We start from the raw sequence: 20,885 nt of genomic DNA on the forward strand, positions 1-20,885 counted from the left end.
TCCCGCCCCGACGGCCTGCCTGACCGGACGACGAAGGCCCGGTCCGCTCCCGTAGGAGCGACCCGGGCCTTCGATGCCGCGTCAGACCGCAGTGGCCTCGAGCGACTTCTCGGCGGCCGCGTCGGCCGCCCCGCGCAGCGGGGTCTCGCGCATGAAGAGCGCGGCGGCGACGGCGACCAGGCTGATCACCGCGCCCCAGAGGAAGACGGTGTGGATGCCGTTGGAGACCGCGTGGTGGTACGCGTCCTGGAACTTCGCCGGCAGCGCGCGGAGCGCCTCCGGACCGAGCTGGCCGTGGCCGCCGGGGACCTGCGCACCCGAGGCGGCCATGGTCGAGGTGACCTGGTTGTTGAACAGCGCGCCGAACAGCGCGACGCCGAAGGAGCCGCCGATGGTGCGGAACAGGGTGGCGGTGGAGCTGGCGACGCCCATGTCCTTGAGCTCGACGCTGTTCTGCGCGACCAGCATGGTGATCTGCATCAGGAAGCCCATGCCGGCGCCGAGCACCACCATGTAGCAGGCCGAGGTGAACTTGCTGGTGTCGGTGCCCAGGGTGGAGAGCAGCAGCGAGCCGCCCGCCATCACGGCGGTGCCGATGATCGGGAAGATCCGGTACTTGCCGGTCTTGGTGACGATTCCGCCCACCACCAGCGAGATGACCAGCATGCCGAACATCATCGGCATCAGCAGCAGCCCGGAGTTGGTGGCTGAGGCGCCCTGGACGGTCTGCTGGTAGAGCGGCAGGAAGGTGACGGCGCCGAACATCGCGAAGCCGACGATGAAGCCGATCACCGAGACGAGCGCGAAGTTGCGGTTGCGGAACAGGCCGAGCGGCAGCATCGGCTCCTCCGCCCGCTGCTCGACGTAGCAGAAGCCGATCAGCGCGGCGGCGGCGAGAGCGGCCAGGCCGAGGATCTGCTTGGAGCCCCAGGCGTACTCCTGGCCGCCCCAGGTGGTGATCAGGACCAGCGAGGTGATGCCGACGGTGAGCAGGACCGCGCCGAGGTAGTCGATCTTGGCGGTGGAGCGGACCTTGGGCAGCTTGAGCGTCACGACGATGAAGGCGAGCGCGACGATGCCGAGCGGCAGGTTGATGTAGAAGGTCCAGTGCCAGCTCAGGTGGTCGGTGATGAAGCCGCCGACCAGCGGGCCGCCGATGGTGGCCAGCGCCATCACCGCGGCGAACATGCCCTGGTACTTGCCGCGGTCCCGGGGGAGCACCAGCGCGCCCATGATCGACATCACGCCGACCATCAGGCCGCCCGCACCGAGGCCCTGGACCGCGCGGAAGGCGATCAGCTGGGTCATGGTCTGCGAGAGCCCGGACAGCGCCGAGCCGAGCAGGAAGATCCCGATCGAGATCAGGAAGGTGCCCTTGCGGCCGTACAGGTCGCCGAGCTTGCCCCAGATCGGGGTGGAGGCCGCGGTGGCCAGGGTGTACGCGGTGACCACCCAGGAGAGGTGCTCGGCGCCGCCGAGATCCCCGACGATGGTGGGCATCGCGGTGCCCACGATCAGGTTGTCCAGCATCGCCAGGAGCATGGCGACCACCAGACCGATCATCACCAGCCGGATCTCGCGCGGGCTGCGCGGCGTCGGATCGGCCTCCGGCACCTCGGCCGCCGCCGGGGTGTCGACCTGCTGTTTCGGCATGCTTCTTGTCTCCCGCTGCGGCGCCCGGCGGCTAACTTACTTGCCGACCGGCTAGTGAATGGACCAGAGGCACGGTAAGTTGTCCGTATGCTGGGCGTCAAGCCGATTACTCGCGTACGAGCCCGGCCCTAGGAAGAATGCAAGCCCAGAGACCCGGAAGACCGCCGTCTCACCCCCGATCGCAGTCCTGAGGCAGGCCGCCAACCCATGAGCACCACGCAGAGCCCCCGTACCGACACCAGGGCGCGGATCATCGACGTGGCGCTGGCGCTGTTCGCCGAGCAGGGGTACGAGAAAACCTCGCTGCGTGAGATCGCCGACCGGCTCGGGGTCACCAAGGCGGCGCTGTACTACCACTTCAAGACCAAGGACGACATCGTCCACGGCATCGTGGAGAGCATGGCCGCCCCGATCGACGAGGCCATCGCCTGGGGCGAGGGGCGGCCCTGGTCGCCGGAGCTGCGGGACGAGCTGGTCCGTCGGTTCGCCGCCGGGATGGCGGAGCGGGCGCCGCTGCTGCGGTTCTTCCACGAGAACCAGCCCGCGTTGCGGGACTCGCCGGCCGGGCTGGAGTTCAAGGCCCGCATGCACGCGATGATCCGGCTTGTGCACGGCCCCGGCGCGGGGTTCCAGGACCGGCTGCGCGCCGCGATGGCGCTGTTCTCGATCAACACCGCACTGTTCCTGCTCAAGCACGACCAGCAGGCCGAGCTCGGTCCGGCCCCCCCGTTCGTGGAGGCCGAGCCGGGTCCGGTCTCCACCCTCGAGGAGGCGACCGAGGCGGCCCTGGAGGTCGCCCTGGAGATCGCCGCCCTGATCGAGCCGTCCTGACTCCTCAAGGGCAGCTCGGTGGCACCTCGCGCACTGCGGGGCGGCGTCAGAAGTCGGTGACGCCCCGCGCCGACAGGAACGCGATCGGGTCGATCACGGCGCCGTACTTGTTGGCGCTGCGGATCTCGAAGTGCAGGTGGGGCCCGGTGGAGTTGCCCGTGGTGCCCGCCTTGCCGACCTGCTGACCGGCCGTCACCTGCTGCCCGGCGTGCACCGAGAGCGAGGACAGGTGCGCGTACTGGGCGTAGTGGCCGTCCGAGAGCCGCAGCACGACCTCGTTGCCGTACGCGCCGTCGTACGCGGCCGAGGTCACGGTGCCGGTGCCGACCGCGAGCAGCGGGGTGCCGACGGACACCGCGAAGTCCACGCCGGTGTGATAGCCGGCGGCGTACTCGGCGTTCTTCACGCCGTACGGGTTGCTGATCCGCTCGCCGGGAGTCGGGGCCGACCAAGCCGGCGCGGGTGCGGGTGCGGGTGCGGGTGCGGGTGCGGGCGCCGGTGCGGGCGCGGGCTCGGGGGTCGGAGCCGGGGCGGGGGCGGCGGCCGGTTCCGGCGCCGGGGCGGGCGCCAGGTTGGCCGCGACGGTCACGGTCGCCGGGGCGGAGCCGGACAGCCGGTACGAGCTCGGCTCGGCGACCTGCACCAGGGCGGCCTGCCGCGGTTCGCCGAAGGCGGCGGAGGTGAAGGACGAGCTGCCCGGTGTGGTCGGCAGCACGGTCTGTGCGGCGGCGGTACCGGGGACCAGCAAGGCGCCGCCCGCCAGCGTCAGGGCGCTGCTCCAGGCCACTACGGTCCGGCGCTCCCGCACCCAGGCGGTGACACGGTCAAGGGAAGACATCGGGCGACGACACCTCATCGGTCGGGAACAGGGGGGACCAGTCAGATGTAAACGGTCGCCACGGGTGGCCCAAAATGGTGTGACGTACGACGGCGGGTAGTCGATCGGCGCGAGGGAATGCCGACCGTCGGCCCGATCGCCTCTGCCGGGCGCCGATAATCGGGCGAAACAGGCATTTGCCTCCCGTGTTCGCGACCTACTACCGCGCTGCGTACCAGCCGCCGAGCGTGTGATGAGCCCCACCGGAGGGCCCGGTCTACCCGCTCCGGATCGGCCGCAACCGTGACCCCCGTCACACCCCGACCGCGACCCCTGTCCCCGGCGGTTCCGCTGTCCGGTTCCCGCGCCGCCGTGCCAGGCTGATCAGCGTCCGCAGTACGCCCTGCCCCGAGCCACCCGTCCCCCCGACCGGAGGAACTCCGATGGCGGCACCACAGCTCAAGCCCGGCACGTCCTGGACCGAGACCTACGCCCGCTGCGTCCGGGCCGCCCCCGAGGCCTTCACGCCCGACCGGCTGCTCAACCTGGTGCGCGGTGAGTGGCGCGCCGTCGGCACCCCGGGCGAGCACACCACGCCGCTGGACGGCACCGCGATCCCCGGCCCGCCCCGGATCGGCATCGAGGAGGCCGGGGCCGCCGTCGCGTTCGCGATCGAGCAGCACGCCGCCTGGTCCCGGGTGCCGCTGGACGAGCGGAAGGCCAGGGTGGCCGCCGCCGTCGAGGGCCTGGCCGAGCAGCGCGACCTGCTCGCACTGTTGCTGGTCTGGGAGATCGGCAAGCCCTGGCGGCTGGCCTGCGCGGACGTGGACCGGGCGCTCGACGGGGTGCGCTGGTACCTGGAGCAGGTCGACCGCCAGCTGGACGGGCGCACCCCGCTGCCGGGGCCGGTCTCGAACATCGCCAGCTGGAACTACCCGATGAGCGTCCAGGTGCACGCCGAACTGGTGCAGCTGCTGGCGGGCAACGCGGTGGTGGCCAAGACCCCCTCGCAGGGTGGTTTCCACTGCCTCACCCTCGCGCACGCGATGATGCACCGGGCCGGCCTGCCGGTCACCCTGCTCTCCGGCACGGGCGGACAGATCGGCGACGCGCTGGTCCGCTCGCCCGGGCTGGGCGCGCTGGCCTTCGTCGGCGGCCGGGCCAACGGCCGCAAGGCCGCCACTTCGCTGGCCGATCTGAACCGCCGTCACTTCCTGGAGCAGGAGGGCCTGAACACCTGGGGCGTCTGGGACTACAGCGACTGGCCGGCCCTCGGCGCGCACCTGAAGAAGGGTTTCGAGTACGCCAAGCAGCGCTGCACCGCCTACCCGCGCTACGTGGTGCAGCGTGCGCTGTTCCCGGCCTTCCTTGAGACCTACCTCGGCGTGCTGGACCAGCTGCGGTTCGGCCACCCGCTGGCCGTCGCCGACCCGGCCGACCCGCTGCCCGATCTCGACTTCGGCCCGGTCATCCACGCCGCCAAGGCGGCTGAGCTGCGCGGCCACTTCGACGCCGCCGTGGCGGCCAGGGCGGTCCCGCTGCACCGGGGCAGCCTGGCGGACGGCCTGTTCCTGCCCGGCCAGTCGCTGGACGCCTACCTCGCCCCGGCGGCCGTGCTGGACCCGCCCGCCAGCTGGGCGCTGCACCACTCGGAGCCGTTCGGCCCGCTGGACTCGATCGTCCTGGTCGACACCGAGGCCGAGATGCTCTCCGCGATGAACGCGGGCAACGGCTCGCTGGTCGCCTCACTGGCCACCGACGACCCCGCCTTCGCCGACCGGGTCGCCCCCGATCTGCTCGCCTTCAAGGTCGGCATCAACAAGCCGCGCAGCCGGGGCGACCGGGACGAGGTGTTCGGCGGGCTCGGCGCGTCCTGGAAGGGCGCCTTCGTCGGCGGCGACCTGCTGGTCCAGGCCGTCACGTACGGGGCCGAGGGCACGGACGAGAAGCTGTACGGCAACTTCCCCTCGTACTCCCTCTACCCGCCCCGGTAGGACCCGTCCACCCGCCCCGGCGGGACCCGCCGGAGGGCCCAACGGCTGGAGGGCGCGCCTTCGGTGGGGCAGGATCGTTCGCATGACCGAATCTGAGCTCACCACACGCGAGCGACGCTTCAACGCCTTCCACCGCTGTGGCCGGCTGCTCTCGGGCACTCGGCCGCAGTCGGTCCGCGACCGGCTGGCCACCCTGACCGCCGACGCGGACCTCTCCGGGTACGACCTGGACCTGCCGCAGGACCTCTACGGCGACGGGGTGATCCGGGCGTTGGAGGAGCAGGTGGCCGACCTGCTCGGGAAGCCGGACGCCGCCTTCTTCCCCACCGGCACGATGGCCCAGCAGGTGGCGCTCAGACACTGGGCCGACCGCAGCGGCAGCCGCACGGTGGCGATGCACCCGCTGTCGCACCCCGAGCAGTGGGAACGCCGGGCGTACCAGCGCCTCGGCGGGCTCTCCTCGGTCTGGCCGACCGAGCAGCCCCGGGTGCCCACCCCGGAGGAACTCCGGGACTGCGAGGAGAAGTTCGGCACCCTGATGCTCGAACTCCCGCTCCGGGACGCCGGGTTCGTGCTGCCCAGCTGGGACGAGCTGGTCGCGGCGGTCAGCGCGGTGGAGGGCGTGCACGTCCACCTGGACGGGGCCAGGATCTGGGAGTCGGTCTACCACCTGGGCCACTCGCTGCCGGAGATCGCCGCCCTGGGCGACTCGGTCTACGTCTCCTTCTACAAGACCCTGGAGGGCATCAGCGGCGCCGCCCTGGCCGGTTCGACGGAGTTCGTCCGGGAGGCCAAGGTCTGGCGCCACCGGTACGGCGGCTCGCTCTACCAGCAGTGGCCCGTCGCGCTCAGCGCGCTGGCCGGCCTGGAGCGCACGCTGCCCAGGCTGGAGTCGTACGTCGCGCACGCCAAGGTGGTGGCCGGCGCACTGAGCAAGGTGCCCGGCGCGCGGGTGAACCCTGAGGTGCCGCACACCCACCAGTTCCAGCTCTGGTTGCCTTACGGCGCCGAGCAGTTGACGGAGGCCAACCTCAGGATGGCCGAGGAGCAGGGCGTCGGCCTGTTCGGCTGGTGGGACGAGCCGGGCCCGGTGCCGGGGTACTCGATGACCGAGGTCACGGTCGCGGCCGCCGCCCTGGAGTGGACCCCGGAGGAGATCGGGGAGGCGATGGCGGCCTTCCTGGAGCTGCTGCCCTGACGCGGCCGGGCCCTGGTGACCGGGCCCGGACGCACTTCGGCCCCGCCGGGATCGCTCCCGGCGGGGCCGAAGTCACGTACTCACCAAGTCAGTCGACGGCTCACTTGCCGGGGCTGACCAGGACCAGGGTCTCGAGCTTGTTCCAGCTCTCGTAGAGGACCGAGATCGCGGTGTTGGTGTTGGGCACCTGGACGCTGCTGAACTTGTCCTCCTCGGACCAGTACTTGTTCTTCGCGTCGTTGAACGAGCTGACGCCCCGCGAGGACGGGATGGTGGTCAGCACGTCGGCCTTGTGGAGCTTCAGGCCGTCGGTGCGCTCGAACCCGAAGGTCGAGTCGTAGCCCTGCATGCGCGGACGCATCGCCGTGCCGTCGGCCCACTTGAGGGTCTCGGGGTGCGAGTCGACCGGCAGGATCAGGCCCTGGCCCGGGTGGGCGCTGACGTTGTTGTCGCTCTGGGACTTGTCCCACAGCCAGATCAGCAGACCGTTCTGGTTGGCGTAGTGCTCCACCCAGTCGGGCTTGACGGTCGAACCGAAGGTGTACGGGCCGGTCTTGAGCATCTCGTCGTACGAAACGTACTGACGGTTCTCGACCAGGTACTTCTGCTCGTAGTCCTTCGAGAACTTGCCGTTGATCCGCGAGAAGCCGGCTGCGGTCCAGCCGTTGTCGCCGTTCTCCACCGTGTCGGTGAAGACCGGGGCACCGTTCGCGGTGATCACGATGTTGTCGACCGCGAGGCCCTTGAGGTGCACGCCACCGTCGGTGGTGTAGTGGAACCGGACCTTGACGGCCTTGCCGGCGTAGGCGTCCAGCGAGTAGGAGACGTCGCCCCACTTGCCGCCCGAGTTACCGGTCAGACCGGCGTGGCCGGCCGGGTCCGCCGGGATGGCGGTGCCGTTGAACGTGCCGTCGAGGGCGGTCCAGTTGGCGCCACCGTCGGTGGAGACCTCGGCGTAGCCGTAGTCGTAGTCCTGCTCGATGTCGTACCAGGCCTTGGCGGCCAGGCTCGCCGAGGTCTTGCCGGTCAGGTCCACGTCACGGGTGACCGAGACGTTGAGGTTGTCGGCGGTACCGCTCCACCACTCACCGGCACCCTCGAACGGGGTGTTGATCTCGGTGGTTACGGTCTTCTTCGGCAGGTCGACGACGAGCGCCTGCGGCCGCTTGGAGTTGTACTCCGCCGGGCCGAGCAGGTGCGCGGAGTACTGGCCCGCCTTGCCGGTCTCGAACTTGAGCCAGCCGAGCTGCAGCTTGCTCCAGGCGTCGAGGTCGGCCGGCTTGTTGCCGATGCTCTCCTTGCCGGTGCCGAGCCAGGAACCCGAGGACATCAGCGACCAGAAGCCGACCGAGTTGTCGATGCCGCTGCCCGAGGTGTCGTACAGGTCCGGCAGACCGAGGTCGTGGCCGTACTCGTGCGCGAACACACCGAGGCCACCGTTCTCGGCCTGCATGGTGTAGTCACCGGCCCAGATGCCGGTGCTGCCGACCGGGGTGCCACCCAGCTTGTTGTAGTCCGGGCCGGCCTGGCCCTGCAGGGTGCCGTAGGCGTAGGAGCGGTGGGCCCAGAGCGCGTCGGTGCCCTGGACGCCGCCACCGGCGGACTGGTCCTCACCGGCGTGCACGATCTGGAAGTGGTCGATGTAACCGTCGGGCTCGTTGAAGTTGCCGTCGTGGTCGTAGTCGTACCGGTCCCACTGGTCGTACTGGGCGATCTGCGCCTTGATCTGCTCGTCCGTCTGGCCCTTGGCCTTCTGGTCGGCGACCCAGGCGTTGATGCCGTCGCGGATCAGGTCCTGCGCGTTGTTGCAGACGTGCTGACCGCAGTAGTCGGAGCCGTAACGGGCCTCGTTCCACGGCACCCGGACCCAGTCGGTGACCTGGCCGTCGACCGAGTAACGGCCGGAGGACTGACGCTCGTAGTACGTCTTGAGCGAGTCCTTGGTGCTGCTGAAGTACATGTCCTGGTAGTGCTCGCGGTTGAAGTCCGGGAGCCAGTCCGTGGAGTTGTCCTTCGTGCGGTCCGGCTGCGCGATCTGGTTGCGCTGCGGGCCGGGCTGACCACCGTACTTGACGTTGCCGTTGGGCAGCTTGGTGGTGTTGTCCACCTGGTCGCTGAAGTCGACCAGGATGGTGAAGATCTTGTCCGTGCGCTCGCGGGCGAGCTCGACGTACTTGTCACGGCCGAGCTTGACGCTGGTGCTGCCGCCGTGGGTCTCGACCTTCGCCGTGCCGTTCAGCAACTGCTCGACGGCGGCCTTCTGCTCGGCCTCCATCTTGCCGGTCAGCGGACCGGGCAGGTTGTGGTCGTCGTGCGAGTTCAGCACGGTGTCGGCCGGGTCCTTCGTGACCGTGACCGGCGCGGCGGTAGCCGTAGCCGGCAGCAGACCCGCCCCGAGCGCGGCGATCACCGCGACGGCAGCGGTCGCCGCAGCGGCCTTCTTGGATATGTTCAACGTGGTGACGTCCTCCCCATACCGGCCGAGCTCATGGCTCCGCCGGTGAACCAATGAAAGACAGGTGGACGACATTTGATCCAAGGGTGAGCAAAAAAGAAAGACCTTGACCATGACATGGGCACGGCGCTATGCTCCGCCGCTTCTATCACCTGATCATCCGTCAAATGCCGTGGTGGAACCGCGCAGTAAGCGTGTCCATCGCATCCGAACCAGCCTGACCATCCGTCGAACGGCGGGGAGTCCCGTGCGGTTTATCACAGGAATTGTGACCTGGAGGTGAACGGGCGGGCACAGCGAAAGGGCCCCCGCGCCGGCGCTGTGCCGGTGCGGGGGCCCTTTCGGAGCCGGTGCTGTTACTTGGTCAGATCGGGACCGGCCGAGGCGACCGCCGCGGGAGAGTCCGCCACCGGCGACTTCTCCTCGCCGCGGAAGGTGAACTTGGCTTCCTTGCCCTCACCCTCGACCCCGACGACCACGATGTGGCCGGCCCGCAGCTCGCCGAAGAGGATCTTCTCCGACAGGTGGTCCTCGATCTCGCGCTGGATGGTGCGGCGCAGCGGACGCGCACCCAGCAGCGGGTCGTAACCACGCTTGGCCAGCAGCTTCTTGGCCTCGATGCTGAGCTCCAGGCCCATGTCGCGGTCCTTGAGCCGGCCGTCCACCTTGTCGATCATCAGGTCGACGATCTGGATGATGTCTTCCTCGGACAGCTGGTGGAAGACCACGATGTCGTCGACACGGTTCAGGAACTCGGGGCGGAAGTGCTGCTTGAGCTCCTCGCTGACCTTCGCCTTCATCCGCTCGTACCCGGTGGTGGCGTCACCCGTGGCCGCGAAGCCGAGGTTGAAGCCCTTGGAGATGTCCCGGGTGCCGAGGTTGGTCGTCATGATGATGACGGTGTTCTTGAAGTCGACAACTCGACCCTGCGAGTCGGTCAGGCGACCGTCCTCCAGAATCTGCAGCAGCGAGTTGAAAATGTCCGGGTGGGCCTTCTCGACCTCGTCGAAGAGCACGACCGAGAACGGCTTCCGGCGCACCTTCTCGGTGAGCTGGCCGCCCTCCTCGTACCCGACGTAGCCGGGGGGCGAGCCGAACAGCCGGGAGACGGTGTGCTTCTCGCTGAACTCCGACATGTCGAGGGAGATCAGCGCGTCCTCGTCACCGAACAGGAACTGCGCCAGCGTCTTGGAGAGCTCGGTCTTACCGACACCGGACGGACCGGCGAAGATGAACGAACCACCGGGACGCTTCGGGTCCTTGAGGCCCGCACGCGTACGCCGGATCGCCTTCGAGAGCGCCTTGATGGCGTCCGTCTGGCCGATGACGCGCTTGTGCAGCTCGTCCTCCATACGCAGCAGGCGGGAGGACTCCTCCTCGGTGAGCTTGAAGACCGGGATGCCGGTCGCGGTGGCCAGGACCTCCGCGATCAGCTCCTCGTCCACCTCGGCGACGACGTCCATGTCGCCGGCCTTCCACTCCTTTTCCCGCTTCGCCTTCGCGGTGAGGAGCTGCTTCTCGTCGTCGCGCAGCGAGGCGGCCTTCTCGAAGTCCTGCGCGTCGATCGCGCTCTCCTTCTCCCGGCGCACGTCGGCGATCTTCTCGTCGAACTCGCGCAGGTCCGGCGGCGCGGTCATCCGGCGGATGCGCATCCGGGAGCCGGCCTCGTCGATCAGGTCGATCGCCTTGTCCGGCAGGAAGCGGTCCGAGATGTACCGGTCGGCCAGGGTCGCGGCGGCCACCAGCGCTGCATCGGTGATGGACACCCGGTGGTGCGCCTCGTAGCGGTCCCGCAGGCCCTTGAGGATCTCGATGGTGTGCGGCAGCGACGGCTCCGCGACCTGGATCGGCTGGAAGCGGCGCTCGAGCGCGGCGTCCTTCTCCAGGTGCTTGCGGTACTCGTCCAGCGTGGTGGCACCGATGGTCTGGAGCTCACCGCGGGCCAGCATCGGCTTGAGGATCGAGGCCGCGTCGATCGCACCCTCGGCGGCGCCCGCGCCGACCAGGGTGTGCAGCTCGTCGATGAACAGGATGATGTCGCCGCGGGTGCGGATCTCCTTGAGCACCTTCTTCAGGCGCTCCTCGAAGTCACCGCGGTAGCGGGAGCCCGCGACCAGCGCGCCGAGGTCGAGGGTGTAGAGCTGCTTGTCCTTCAGCGTCTCCGGGACCTCGCCCTTGACGATCGCCTGGGCCAGGCCCTCGACCACGGCGGTCTTGCCGACGCCGGGCTCACCGATCAGCACGGGGTTGTTCTTGGTGCGGCGGGACAGCACCTGCATGACCCGCTCGATCTCCTTCTCGCGCCCGATCACCGGGTCGAGCTTGGCCTCGCGGGCGGCCTGGGTGAGGTTGCGCCCGAACTGGTCCAGGACCAGCGAGGTGGAGGGGGTGCCCTCGGTGGGACCGCCGGCCGTGGCCGACTCCTTGCCGGTGCCCTGGTAACCGGAGAGCAGCTGGATGACCTGCTGGCGCACCCGGTTGAGGTCGGCACCCAGCTTCACCAGGACCTGGGCGGCGACGCCCTCGCCCTCGCGGATGAGGCCGAGCAGGATGTGCTCGGTGCCGATGTAGTTGTGGCCGAGCTGAAGGGCCTCGCGGAGCGACAGCTCCAGGACCTTCTTCGCCCGAGGTGTGAAGGGGATGTGGCCGGACGGGGCCTGCTGGCCCTGACCGATGATCTCTTCGACCTGCTGGCGGACGGCCTCAAGAGAGATCCCGAGGCTCTCCAGGGCCTTGGCGGCGACACCCTCGCCCTCGTGGATCAGGCCCAGGAGGATGTGCTCGGTGCCGATGTAGTTGTGGTTGAGCATCCGGGCTTCTTCCTGAGCCAGGACGACAACCCGCCGCGCGCGGTCGGTGAACCTCTCGAACATCGTTTATCGCTCCTCAGAGCGGTCGGGCAGTTCGGGGACTGTCCCCGCCCTGTCCTTCCGCATGCTAGTCCCGCTCAGCGGCGCGGCCCACGGATCAACTCCACTCACGTGGAGCCTTTCATGCTGCGCGACCAGCCGACACCATTCCCAACCTGATGCTGGGAGACGGTGTTCCCACAGCAGGGCCTGATGCACCCGATACCGCTACGCCATCGGCGAACAACGCCCGCCGAGGGCTCGGACAGCTGGTCTCGCGATCTGCTCGGCCGGGGCCTCCGGCCCCACCCACCTGCATTCATACCCGGTATTCCGGCGAGTTTCGCGCAGTTTCCCCGGTGGCGGTGTTCGCCTGGCGAGAAGTCCACCGTGGGTGACGGTGGATCAGTTCGGGCCCGCGGCCGTTCAGGTGGTGGCCGCGTGACCGCTCCGTCCCTCCAGCGTTGCACAACCCATGACGGTTCTGTCGGGCCTGGCCGGGTTCTGCCCCGTCCCGCTCACCGCGCTGCTGGACTCCGACCGGGTCGAGGTGCGCCGCCCGGTCGGGCTGGCGTCGCTCGCCCGGCTGGACCGCCTGCGGCGGCCTTCGGGCCCGGTGGTGGCCCGCGGCGACCGGATCGCCTTCCTGCTGGCGCCGGACACCGCGGAGGCGGTGCCGGAGCTGCTGCACTGGCTGGGCTGGGGTGCCGAGCTGGCGCTCGGCCTCACCGCCCGGGCGGCCGAGCCGGCCCGGGTGCCACGGCCGCGGGGCGCGGAGAACACTCCTCCACGCCCCGAAGACCGGCCGACGGTCTGGCTGCGCCCGGCCGGACGCGGTACCGGACTCGATCTGCGCTCGCCCGATCTGCTGCGACTGCTCGACTGCCTGGCCGATGCCTGTGCCCGCGATCTGATGGGGCTGGCACCGGCCCGCTGACCTCAGGTCAGGACGGGTTGGCCGCCTCGTACGCCTCGCGCACGTTGCTGGGGACGCGGCCGCGGTCGTTGACCTCGTATCCGTTCTCCTTGGCCCACGCGCGGATCTTCGCGGTGTCCGGAGCACCCGCCGCCGGGCGGCCCGCGCCGCGGGCGGTGCCCCGACGGGCCCCGGCCAGCCGGCCGCTCTGCTTGCGGCCCTTGTCGACGTACGGGGCCAGCAGCCCGCGCAGCTTGTCCGCGTTCGCGCTCTTCAGGTCGATCTCGTAGGCCACGCCGTCCAGGGCGAACGTTACGGTCTCGTCCGCCGAGCCGCCGTCGAGATCGTCTTCAAGAATGACCTGCACCCTCTGTGCCACGGGCTTCCCTTTCCGCTAAACGATCCATTGCCTAGAGAAAGGAAAGCGTCTTTTCCGTGAAAACACAAACCCCTGGCTGCTCCGAAGGTGTCGGCCGAGGTGTTGCCCGGTGTTCAGAGCCGCAGCAACATCCTTGAGTTGCCCAGCGTGTTGGGCTTCACCCGCTCCAGGTCGAGGAACTCCGCGACTCCTTCGTCGTACGAACGTAGAAGCTCCTCATAGACGTCCGTAGCGATCGCCGCCGGGTCTGACGTATCATCATCGGTTTCGCCGATCTCGACGAAACCGTGTTTCGCGAAGAACGGGACCTCGAACGTCAAGCAGAAAATCCGACGGACACCCAGCCAGCGGGCGGTGTGCACCAGCTTCTCCAGCAGCAGGTGGCCGACGCCCAGGCCCTTGCAGGACGGGTCGACGGCCAGGGTGCGGACCTCGGCCAGGTCCTCCCACATCACGTGCAGTGCGCCGCAGGCGACCACCAGACCGGTGTCGTCGCGCTCGGCGACCCAGAACTCCTGTACGGATTCGAACAGCGTCACGGTCGGCTTGTCGAGCAGAATGCCGTCCCGCGAGTAGCCGTCGATGAGACGCCGGACTGCACGCACGTCGCTGGTCCGCGCCCGGCGGATGGTGACCTCCATGGCGGGACGCTATCGTGCTCAGGCCGTTCCGGTCTCCCCGGTATCCACTTCGCTATCGGCCGGTGCCGGTGCGGTGACCCGGAGTGCGTCCCGGAGTGCCTCGCGTTGCTCGGGTGACATCAACCCGAAGAAGTGAACCAGAGCAGCGGCCGGATTGTCACTGGTGGCCCAGGCGTCGTTCATGAGAGCCGCGGTGTACGCCTCGCGGGACGAGACCGGCTCATATACATAGGCGCGACCGACCTGCTCCCGCCGGAGCCAGCCCTTTCTGAAGAGCTTGTCGAGCACGGTCATCACGGTGGTGTACGCGATTTCACGTTCCGACCGCAGATCCTGCAGAACCTCGCGAACCGTGACCGGGCGGTTCCACTGCCAGACCCTGGTCATGATGTCGTTCTCGAGTTCTCCGAGTTGGCGCACCATAGTCCCGCCAGGATAGGGAGTGTTCCGGACAAAATTTGCCGTTACGGCGCAAACCGGCGCGCCGTCACCCCCTCAGGAGCGACGGCGCGTCAGGCGTGGTGCGTTATTCGGCGTTCCGGGCCGCCAGCGCGTCGGCTACGGCGTCCTCCTTGGCGCGCTGGGCGCCGCCCTGGGAGCGGATGATCGCCCGGACCAGGAACCCGAAGCCGATCGCCATCGCCAGCGGGGGCACGATCGCACTGATGTAGTCCACCAGGTCACTCCTCTTCAGCGTCGGAATCCGCCTCGGCCCGAACGGCCTTGACGGTCGGCTTCACGATCGGGAAGAGCACCGTCTCGCGGATGTTCTTGCCGGTCAGCAGCATGATCAGGCGGTCCACCCCGAGGCCGAGGCCACCGGTCGGCGGCATCGCGTACTCGAGCGCGCGCAGGAAGTCCTCGTCCACCTGCATCGCCTCGACGTCGCCGCCGGCCGCCAGCAGCGACTGGGCGGTCAGCCGGGCCCGCTGCTCGACCGGGTCGACCAGCTCCGAGTACGCGGTGCCGATCTCGGTGCCGAAGATGACCAGGTCCCACTTCTCGGCCACGCCCGGGATCGAGCGGTGCTGACGGGTCAGCGGCGAGACCTCGGTCGGGTAGTCCTTGATGAAGGTCGGCTTGATCGCGTGGTGCTCGAGCAGCCGCTCGACCATCTCCAGCACGATCTGGCCGTGGCCCCACTCCTTCTCGTACGGGATGCCGGCCTTGTCGGCCAGCTCGCGCAGCTCGGCCACGCCGGTCTCCGGGGTGACCTCGGTGCCCAGGTGCGCTGAGATGCCGGGGTAGACGCTGACCTCGGCCCACGGCTCGGCCAGGTCGATCTCGTGCTCCGCGCCGTCCGGGCCGATGCCGCGCACCACGGTGGTGCCGAGCGCGTCCCGGGCCGCGTTCACGATGGTGGCCCGGATCAGCTCGGCCTGGGTGTCGTAGTCGCCGTACGCCTCGTACGACTCCAGCGAGGTGAACTCGGGGTTGTGGGTCGAGTCCGCGCCCTCGTTCCGGAAGTTCCGGTTGATCTCGAAGACCTTCTCGGCGCCGCCGACCACCAGGCGCTTGAGGTACAGCTCCGGGGCGATCCGCAGGAAGAGGTCGATGTCGTACGCGTTGATGTGGGTGGTGAACGGGCGGGCGTTGGCGCCGCCGTGCACCGGTTGCAGCATCGGGGTCTCGACCTCGATGTAGCCGCGCTCCTCGTAGGTGCGGCGGATCGAGCGGACCACCTTGCTGCGCAGGTAGAGGATCTCCCGCGCCTCCGGGTTCACGATCAGGTCCACGTACCGCTGGCGGACCCGGGCCTCCGGGTCGGTCAGGCCCTTGTGCTTGTCCGGCAGCGGCCGCAGGCACTTGGCGGTCAGCTCCCAGCGGTCCACCAGCACGGACAGCTCACCGCGCTTGGACGTGATCACCTCGCCCTCGACGCCCACCTGGTCGCCGAGGTCGATGTCGGCCTTCCAGGCCGCCAGCCGCTCGGGGCCGAGCTTGTCCAGCGAGAACATCACCTGGAGGTCGCCCGAACCGTCCCGCAGGGTGGCGAAGCAGAGCTTGCCGCCCGTCCGGGCCAGCACCACACGGCCGGTCACACCGGCCCGCTCGCCGGTCGTGACGTCAGGCTCCAGGTCGGGGTGCTTGGCCCGCAGGTCGGCGATGGTGGTGGTGCGCGGGAAGCCGACCGGGTACGGGTCGACGCCGGCCGCCCGGAGCCGGTCCAGCTTCTCGCGCCGGACGCGCATCTGCTCGGGAAGGTCGTCGGTCGCGGGGATGCTGTTCTGATCGCTCACCCCACCAGGGTATCGAGCACTTACCACTGGATTTGGCAGCGGCCCGGAGAACGAACGGTGTGCCTGCTCCCCGGGCCGCCCGTACTGCTACGGGTGGGTGCCGGCCCGGCGGCGGCGCAGGGTCAGCACGATCACGCCGCAGCCCAGGAGGATCACGGCTATACCGGCACCGATCAGCGGGCCGGCTCCGCCGCCACCGCCGGTCGAGCCCAGTGAGCCGGGGGCCCGGCTCGTGGCGGTCGAGTCGCCGGACGGACCGGGCGAGGTGGTTGGCGCGGCGCCGCCCGACGTCTCGCCCAGCCGGACCGTGACGCTGTCGTTGCCGGGGTCCGGATCCCAGGGCGTCAGTCCGGCGGGCTGTCCGGGCCCGCCCGTGGCGGGTCGGCTCCGCAGTGAGACCTCGGCGGTTGCTCCCGCCGCTTCAGGGGCGAGCTCCACGGCGAAGGGGAAGGTGCCGCCGTTGTATCCGGGGAGCAGACCGGCGAGGGAACAGGTGTAGTACGCCCGGGTGTCGTCGCTCCCGCCGGTGACGGCGCAGTGGTCGGGGACGCCGGTGGCCTTGGCGCCCTTCGGGAGGCTCAGGTCGATGCTGAGCGCGTAGCCGCTGTCGGGTGGGTGGATCTCGCCCGGGCCGTTGTTCTGCAGCTGGATCCCCAGCCGGCCGGACCGGCCGTCGGCCTCGGGCGCCCACTCGGCGGCGGCGACGTAGTCGGTGCTGACTCCGACCGCGACCGTCAGCTTCTCGAGGTTGGCGCTGCTGGCGTGGTTTTGATATCCCACGCCCAGCGGATCACGGAGGATGTTCGGACCGCCCACGGTGCCGACCGGTGCCTCGGGCCTGCCGAAGGTCAGGCGGGGACCGGAGCCGGGGGTGAGGTCGTACTTCGGCCGGATCTGGACCGTATCCCACTCGGTCTCCAGATTGGCGAGCACGTGGAAGGTCGCGTACCCCTGGGAGGAGGACGCGGTGATGCCGAGTTGGAGCGGATCCAGCATGACGGTCTCGCCGGGGGCGACGGTGCTGTCGACGGTGCAGATCACGTCCGTCGAGGCGGGCCGGCCTCCGAGAGCCGGGTCGGAGCTGTACTCGCAGTTGGCGAAACGCTGCTTGAACTCGACCCCGTCGCGGCCGTTCATGGCGACGATGACCCGGTTGGCGGGCAGTGAGCCGCTGTTGGTGATCTCGAGCCGCACCTCGGCCGTGCCTCCGGGCTCCACCCGCTGGGGCGGGACCGGCGTCAGGCGCAGGTCCGGTCCGCCGACGATGACCTCGACGTCCTTCGCGGTCTCCGCAGTGTCCGGGCCGGTCGCCGTGACGTGCAGGATGCCCCTGGCGCCGGGTCTGGCGTCCTTGGCGGCGCCCAGTACGGGGTTCCCGATGGCGTTGCCGAGTCCTTCGTACATGTAGACCCGCTTGCAGGTGTGCACCGTGCCCGTCACCGTGCAGCTGTCTCCCCAACTGCTCCCGTCCGTGGTCAGCTCGGCGACGCCGGCCAGGTCGCGGGTGTCGTAGCTGATGACGATGTCGTTGATGCGGGTCTCTCCCGCCGTGACGAGCCTGATCGCCATCAGGCGATGTTCTGCGGGGTCGGCCGGGACGGACGTTACCGACGGACCTTCGAGCGTGAGGCGTAACCCGTCGTCGGCCGCTGCGGGAAGCGCCGGGACGGCCAGGGCGAGGGTGGTGGCGGCGACCCCGAGTAGGTGTGCCGGGCGAAGGAGTGCCACTGCCGTCCTTGAGTCGTTGGAGTCTTTATCTTGCATCCTGGTTCCGGTGACGAACTAGCGGCGGGTTCTGGACCGGCGGCGACGGACCGTCAGCACCGCGAGTACGCCGATCAGGGCCGCAACGGCGGCGGCACCGACCACAGGACCGGCCCCACTGCTTGTGGCCGTCCGCGCACCGAGCGTCAGATTCAGGCTGTCGTTGAGCTGGTCGGCGTCCGGCTCCGGCAGCCGGGCGTACACCTCCACCGGGCCGCCGAGTGCGGCGGTGGTCAGCCGGAGGAGGAAGTCGAAGGTCTTCCCGCTGCCCTCCTGCTGTGCGGAGGAGGCGTCACAGACGAAGGAGCGGTCCGCCGCCGGCCCGGCGCCCCTCGGCCGGCAGCCGACGGGTGGGAGGGTGGTGGCACCCTCGGGGAGCAGCAGGTAGACCTCTGGTCCCGACATGAGCTTGGCCGGGCCGTTGTTCTGTGCACCGACCGTCAGGGTGCCGGTCCGGCCGTCGTCGTCCGGTGCCCATCGGCCGACGGCCTCGATGTCCCGGCGGATGCCGACCGCGAAACCGGCATCGGTGTCCGGGGCGGCCAGCCGGGTGATGTTCGGACCGCCCACGGCGGTGACCGGGGTCTCGGGCTTGCCGAAGGTCAGGCGGGGGCCGGAACCGGGCTCGAACTCGAATTCCGTCCGCAGGGCCGAGATGGTCCTGTCCTCCACGTTGGCGGCGAGGTGGAACCTGGCACCCGTCGCACGCTCGTCGCCGGTGAAGCCGAGTCGGAGGGCGTCCAGGGTGACCGTCTCGCCCGGTGCGATCTGGCTCTCGATGGTGCAGACCGCCGCGGTCCGGTTGAACCCGTCGCCGTACTGGCAGTTGGCGAAGTGTTCCTGGAACTCCAGCCCGTCCTGGCCGGACACCACGAGCAGCACCCGGTTGGCGGGGAGGGTGCCCTCGTTGACGATCTCGATCAGTGGGTTGGTCGCGGCGCTCGGCAGCACGTTCGGCTGCGGTGGGATCGGCTTGATCCGCAGCGACGTCCCGCCGATGAACACGGTGACGTCCTTGCTGATCCGCCGGCCCGTCGGGCCGGTCGCCGTGACGTGCAGGACACCGCTGTCGCCGGGCCGGGCACCGCTCGCCACCGCCAGCATCGGGTGCCCGATCCACCAGCCCTGGCCCTCGAGCCCGGTCGTCCGGAGGCAGACGTGCACCGTGCTGTCGTGGGAGCAGTTGGAATCCGTGGTCAGCTCGGCGATGCCGGTCAGGTCACGGGTGTCGAAGCTGACCTGGACGTCGTACCGCCAGTCGTACCGCCCGGTGACGGTGAGGTCCAGATTGCTGTAGTCGTTCGGCAGCGGGTCCCACGGGTGGACCGACGCGCTCGGCGAGCCTTCGAACGCCAGCTCCTGCTCGTCGGCCACTGCGGGAACGGCCGCGCAGGTCAGCCCGAGAGTGACGGCGACGGCTGTCGCGAACCGGAGTGCCAGGCGTATCGGGGTCATCGCCGTCCCAGGGGTGCGTACGGAGCGTCCGGTGCACTCTAGGGGCAGTCGACGGCCGGGCGTCAGGGGAGGTCCGGTGGGCCGCCCCTGACGCTTGGGGTCAGCCGGTGGCGAGTTCCAGGTCGTCCTGGGTGGGGGTCGGGGAATCCGACTGGGTGCGGCGGCCGAAGAGTTCCGCGGGGGTGGGCATCCGGCGGGGCTGGGGGCGGGCGGCGGTGGTGGGCTTCGGGGCTGCGGCGGGGTCTGTCATCGGGAACCGTCCTCCGGCTGGGTCGAGAGGGCCGCCGCTGGGGGGTGCGGCGGGGCTTGGTACGGCCGACAGGTGCCGTTGGCCGGTGCTGAGGGCGAGGCGTTCGCGGACGTCGGCCTCGGCGATGGCGTGGCAGCGGCCCGCGAGCCGGGACCGGCGGGAACGTTCACCGCTGCCGCAGGGCAGCCGGGTGAGGGCGCGGAGGGCGGTCAGGTCCTCGGCGTTCGGGAGATAGCCGTCGGTGATGGCCTCCTCCAGGCGTTCCAGGTAGCCGGAGACGCTGCCGGGCAGGGCGGCGCGGTAGCGGGAGAGGTCGGCGAGCAGGAACGAGCGCAGCCGCCCGCCCTCCTGCACGGCCTCGTCCACGGCCTCGGCGAGGCGCAGGGCCTCCTGGACGTCCTCGGCCCAGAGCTGACCCGAAGGGGTCGGGTAGGGCAGGTGGACGGGGTACAGCGCTTGGGCGAGGGCACGGCGCAGCACGCGGACTTCGTCGGCGCTGAAGGCCATGCCGCCGCGCGATCCGTGTGGCGTCGGCATGACACGACAGTACGTGGCGTACGTCCGATTTATGACGATTGATCAGCGCGCCTGTCCCGATTGGCCTATCTGCCGTTGATCGGACGAGTGACCGGCCGGGCCGGTCAGGCGGTGGCCGGCTTGTTGCGCTCGTAGACCAGCCGGAGGCCGATCAGGGTGAGCCAGGGCTCGTGCACGTCGATGGTGCCGGCCTCGCCGAGGACCAGCGGGGCCAGCCCGCCGGTAGCGATCACCTGGACGTCGTCCGGGTCCTTGGCGAGCTCCTTGGCCATCCGCTCGACCAGCCCGTCCACCTGTCCGGCGAAGCCGTACAGGATGCCGGACTGCATGCCCTCGACGGTGTTCTTGCCGATCACGTTCCTGGGCCTGGCCAGCTCGATCTTGCGGAGCTGGGCGCCCCGGACGCCGAGCGCGTCGACCGAGATCTCGATGCCGGGGGCGATCGCGCCGCCGACGTAGTCGCCGCGCTCGTTGATCGCGTCGAAGGTGGTGGCGGTGCCGAAGTCGACCACGATGCACGGGCCGCCGTAGAGGTGGTTGGCGGCCAGCGCGTTGACGATCCGGTCGGCGCCGACCTCCTTCGGGTTGTCCATCAGGACGTGCACCCCGGTCTTCACCCCCGGCTCCACGATCACCGCGGGGACGTCGCCGTAGTACCGACGGGTCACCTCGCGGAGCTCGTGGAGCACGGCGGGTACCGAGGAGCAGATGGCCAGGCCCTCGATCCGGTCCTCGGCCGAGACGATCGGGTGAGAGCCCATCAGGCCCTGCATCAGCACCGCCAGTTCGTCGGCGGTGCGGCGCGGGTCGGTGGAGATCCGCCAGTGCTCCACGATCTCCTCGCCGTCGAACAGGCCGAGCGTGGTCTGGGTGTTGCCGACGTCGATGGTGAGGAGCACGGGAGGG

The 20,885-nt window shown here is 69.8% G+C and carries 17 protein-coding genes; 4 read left to right on the forward strand and 13 right to left on the reverse strand.

What is annotated here, in order from left to right; translation table 11 throughout:
* Positions 1-81: 81 nt before the first annotated feature.
* A complete protein-coding gene (locus ACKUU6_RS18420) occupies positions 82-1,653 on the reverse strand; it encodes an MDR family MFS transporter (RefSeq protein WP_407989672.1) in 1,572 nt (523 codons plus the stop codon).
* A gap of 207 nt (positions 1,654-1,860) precedes the next feature.
* Here ACKUU6_RS18420 and ACKUU6_RS18425 point away from each other — a divergent pair, with 207 nt between their 5' ends.
* A complete protein-coding gene (locus ACKUU6_RS18425) occupies positions 1,861-2,484 on the forward strand; it encodes a TetR/AcrR family transcriptional regulator (protein WP_407989673.1) in 624 nt (207 codons plus the stop codon).
* Between the two features lie 46 nt (positions 2,485-2,530).
* On the opposite strand, the gene ACKUU6_RS18430 is transcribed toward ACKUU6_RS18425, so the two are convergent.
* Positions 2,531-3,322, reverse strand: coding sequence for a M23 family metallopeptidase (locus tag ACKUU6_RS18430; protein WP_407989674.1), 792 nt, complete (start codon positions 3,320-3,322; stop codon positions 2,531-2,533).
* A gap of 422 nt (positions 3,323-3,744) precedes the next feature.
* Between ACKUU6_RS18430 and ACKUU6_RS18435 the strand changes: the two genes are divergently transcribed.
* Together ACKUU6_RS18435 and ACKUU6_RS18440 are read left to right on the forward strand one after the other, a co-directional pair.
* Entirely contained in the window at positions 3,745-5,295 is a 1,551-nt protein-coding gene (locus ACKUU6_RS18435) for an aldehyde dehydrogenase family protein (protein WP_407989675.1), read from the forward strand.
* Between the two features lie 82 nt (positions 5,296-5,377).
* On the forward strand, positions 5,378-6,493 hold the full coding sequence (locus ACKUU6_RS18440; protein ID WP_407989676.1) for a threonine aldolase family protein: 1,116 nt from the start codon (positions 5,378-5,380) through the stop codon (positions 6,491-6,493).
* 100 nt (positions 6,494-6,593) lie between these two features.
* On the opposite strand, the gene ACKUU6_RS18445 is transcribed toward ACKUU6_RS18440, so the two are convergent.
* Both ACKUU6_RS18445 and ACKUU6_RS18450 read right to left on the reverse strand, forming a co-directional pair.
* On the reverse strand, positions 6,594-8,948 hold the full coding sequence (locus tag ACKUU6_RS18445; RefSeq protein WP_407989677.1) for an immune inhibitor A domain-containing protein: 2,355 nt from the start codon (positions 8,946-8,948) through the stop codon (positions 6,594-6,596).
* A gap of 356 nt (positions 8,949-9,304) precedes the next feature.
* Complete coding sequence (locus ACKUU6_RS18450; RefSeq protein ID WP_407989678.1) at positions 9,305-11,821, reverse strand: ATP-dependent Clp protease ATP-binding subunit; 2,517 nt, start codon at positions 11,819-11,821, stop codon at positions 9,305-9,307.
* Between the two features lie 451 nt (positions 11,822-12,272).
* On the opposite strand from ACKUU6_RS18450, the gene ACKUU6_RS18455 reads away from it, so the two are divergent.
* A complete protein-coding gene (locus ACKUU6_RS18455; protein ID WP_407989679.1) occupies positions 12,273-12,734 on the forward strand; it encodes a hypothetical protein in 462 nt (153 codons plus the stop codon).
* Positions 12,735-12,741: 7 nt separating this feature from the next.
* Here ACKUU6_RS18455 and ACKUU6_RS18460 read toward each other — a convergent pair whose 3' ends face one another.
* The 9 genes from ACKUU6_RS18460 to ACKUU6_RS18500 form a co-directional block, all read right to left on the reverse strand.
* Positions 12,742-13,092 carry a histone-like nucleoid-structuring protein Lsr2 gene (locus tag ACKUU6_RS18460; protein ID WP_407989680.1) on the reverse strand — a complete coding sequence of 117 codons (351 nt, stop codon included), beginning with the start codon at positions 13,090-13,092 and terminating at the stop codon, positions 12,742-12,744.
* Between the two features lie 113 nt (positions 13,093-13,205).
* Positions 13,206-13,733, reverse strand: coding sequence for an amino-acid N-acetyltransferase (locus tag ACKUU6_RS18465; RefSeq protein ID WP_407989681.1), 528 nt, complete (start codon positions 13,731-13,733; stop codon positions 13,206-13,208).
* Positions 13,734-13,751: 18 nt separating this feature from the next.
* Positions 13,752-14,156 (reverse strand): BlaI/MecI/CopY family transcriptional regulator, encoded by a 405-nt coding sequence (locus ACKUU6_RS18470; RefSeq protein WP_407989682.1) that lies wholly within the window; start codon positions 14,154-14,156, stop codon positions 13,752-13,754.
* 103 nt (positions 14,157-14,259) lie between these two features.
* Positions 14,260-14,409, reverse strand: coding sequence for a hypothetical protein (locus ACKUU6_RS18475; protein WP_407989683.1), 150 nt, complete (start codon positions 14,407-14,409; stop codon positions 14,260-14,262).
* 4 nt (positions 14,410-14,413) lie between these two features.
* Positions 14,414-15,973 carry a bifunctional lysylphosphatidylglycerol synthetase/lysine--tRNA ligase LysX gene (lysX, locus tag ACKUU6_RS18480; protein WP_407989684.1) on the reverse strand — a complete coding sequence of 520 codons (1,560 nt, stop codon included), beginning with the start codon at positions 15,971-15,973 and terminating at the stop codon, positions 14,414-14,416.
* Positions 15,974-16,060: 87 nt separating this feature from the next.
* The gene (locus ACKUU6_RS18485) at positions 16,061-17,542 is read right to left on the reverse strand and encodes a hypothetical protein (RefSeq protein WP_407989685.1); all 1,482 of its coding nucleotides are present in this window, start codon (positions 17,540-17,542) and stop codon (positions 16,061-16,063) included.
* Between the two features lie 213 nt (positions 17,543-17,755).
* On the reverse strand, positions 17,756-19,192 hold the full coding sequence (locus ACKUU6_RS18490) for a hypothetical protein (protein ID WP_407989686.1): 1,437 nt from the start codon (positions 19,190-19,192) through the stop codon (positions 17,756-17,758).
* A gap of 100 nt (positions 19,193-19,292) precedes the next feature.
* Positions 19,293-19,979, reverse strand: coding sequence for a hypothetical protein (locus ACKUU6_RS18495; protein WP_407989687.1), 687 nt, complete (start codon positions 19,977-19,979; stop codon positions 19,293-19,295).
* Positions 19,980-20,083: 104 nt separating this feature from the next.
* On the reverse strand, positions 20,084-20,878 hold the full coding sequence (locus ACKUU6_RS18500; protein WP_407989688.1) for a type III pantothenate kinase: 795 nt from the start codon (positions 20,876-20,878) through the stop codon (positions 20,084-20,086).
* Between the last annotated feature and the right edge of the window lie 7 nt (positions 20,879-20,885).

Source organism: Kitasatospora sp. CMC57 (assembly GCF_045866025.2).
Lineage (GTDB): Bacteria > Actinomycetota > Actinomycetes > Streptomycetales > Streptomycetaceae > Kitasatospora.

Excerpts from the sequence above, each read along its gene's own strand:
- ACKUU6_RS18420 (WP_407989672.1), bottom strand. The coding sequence starts at position 1,653 with ATGCCGAAACAGCAGGTCGACACCCCGGCGGCGGCCGAGGTGCCGGAG.
- ACKUU6_RS18425 (WP_407989673.1), top strand. The coding sequence starts at position 1,861 with ATGAGCACCACGCAGAGCCCCCGTACCGACACCAGGGCGCGGATCATC.
- ACKUU6_RS18430 (WP_407989674.1), bottom strand. The coding sequence starts at position 3,322 with ATGTCTTCCCTTGACCGTGTCACCGCCTGGGTGCGGGAGCGCCGGACC.
- ACKUU6_RS18435 (WP_407989675.1), top strand. The coding sequence starts at position 3,745 with ATGGCGGCACCACAGCTCAAGCCCGGCACGTCCTGGACCGAGACCTAC.
- ACKUU6_RS18440 (WP_407989676.1), top strand. The coding sequence starts at position 5,378 with ATGACCGAATCTGAGCTCACCACACGCGAGCGACGCTTCAACGCCTTC.
- ACKUU6_RS18450 (WP_407989678.1), bottom strand. The coding sequence starts at position 11,821 with ATGTTCGAGAGGTTCACCGACCGCGCGCGGCGGGTTGTCGTCCTGGCT.
- ACKUU6_RS18455 (WP_407989679.1), top strand. The coding sequence starts at position 12,273 with ATGACGGTTCTGTCGGGCCTGGCCGGGTTCTGCCCCGTCCCGCTCACC.
- ACKUU6_RS18465 (WP_407989681.1), bottom strand. The coding sequence starts at position 13,733 with ATGGAGGTCACCATCCGCCGGGCGCGGACCAGCGACGTGCGTGCAGTC.
- ACKUU6_RS18470 (WP_407989682.1), bottom strand. The coding sequence starts at position 14,156 with ATGGTGCGCCAACTCGGAGAACTCGAGAACGACATCATGACCAGGGTC.
- ACKUU6_RS18485 (WP_407989685.1), bottom strand. The coding sequence starts at position 17,542 with ATGGCGATCAGGCTCGTCACGGCGGGAGAGACCCGCATCAACGACATC.
- ACKUU6_RS18490 (WP_407989686.1), bottom strand. The coding sequence starts at position 19,192 with ATGACCCCGATACGCCTGGCACTCCGGTTCGCGACAGCCGTCGCCGTC.
- ACKUU6_RS18495 (WP_407989687.1), bottom strand. The coding sequence starts at position 19,979 with ATGCCGACGCCACACGGATCGCGCGGCGGCATGGCCTTCAGCGCCGAC.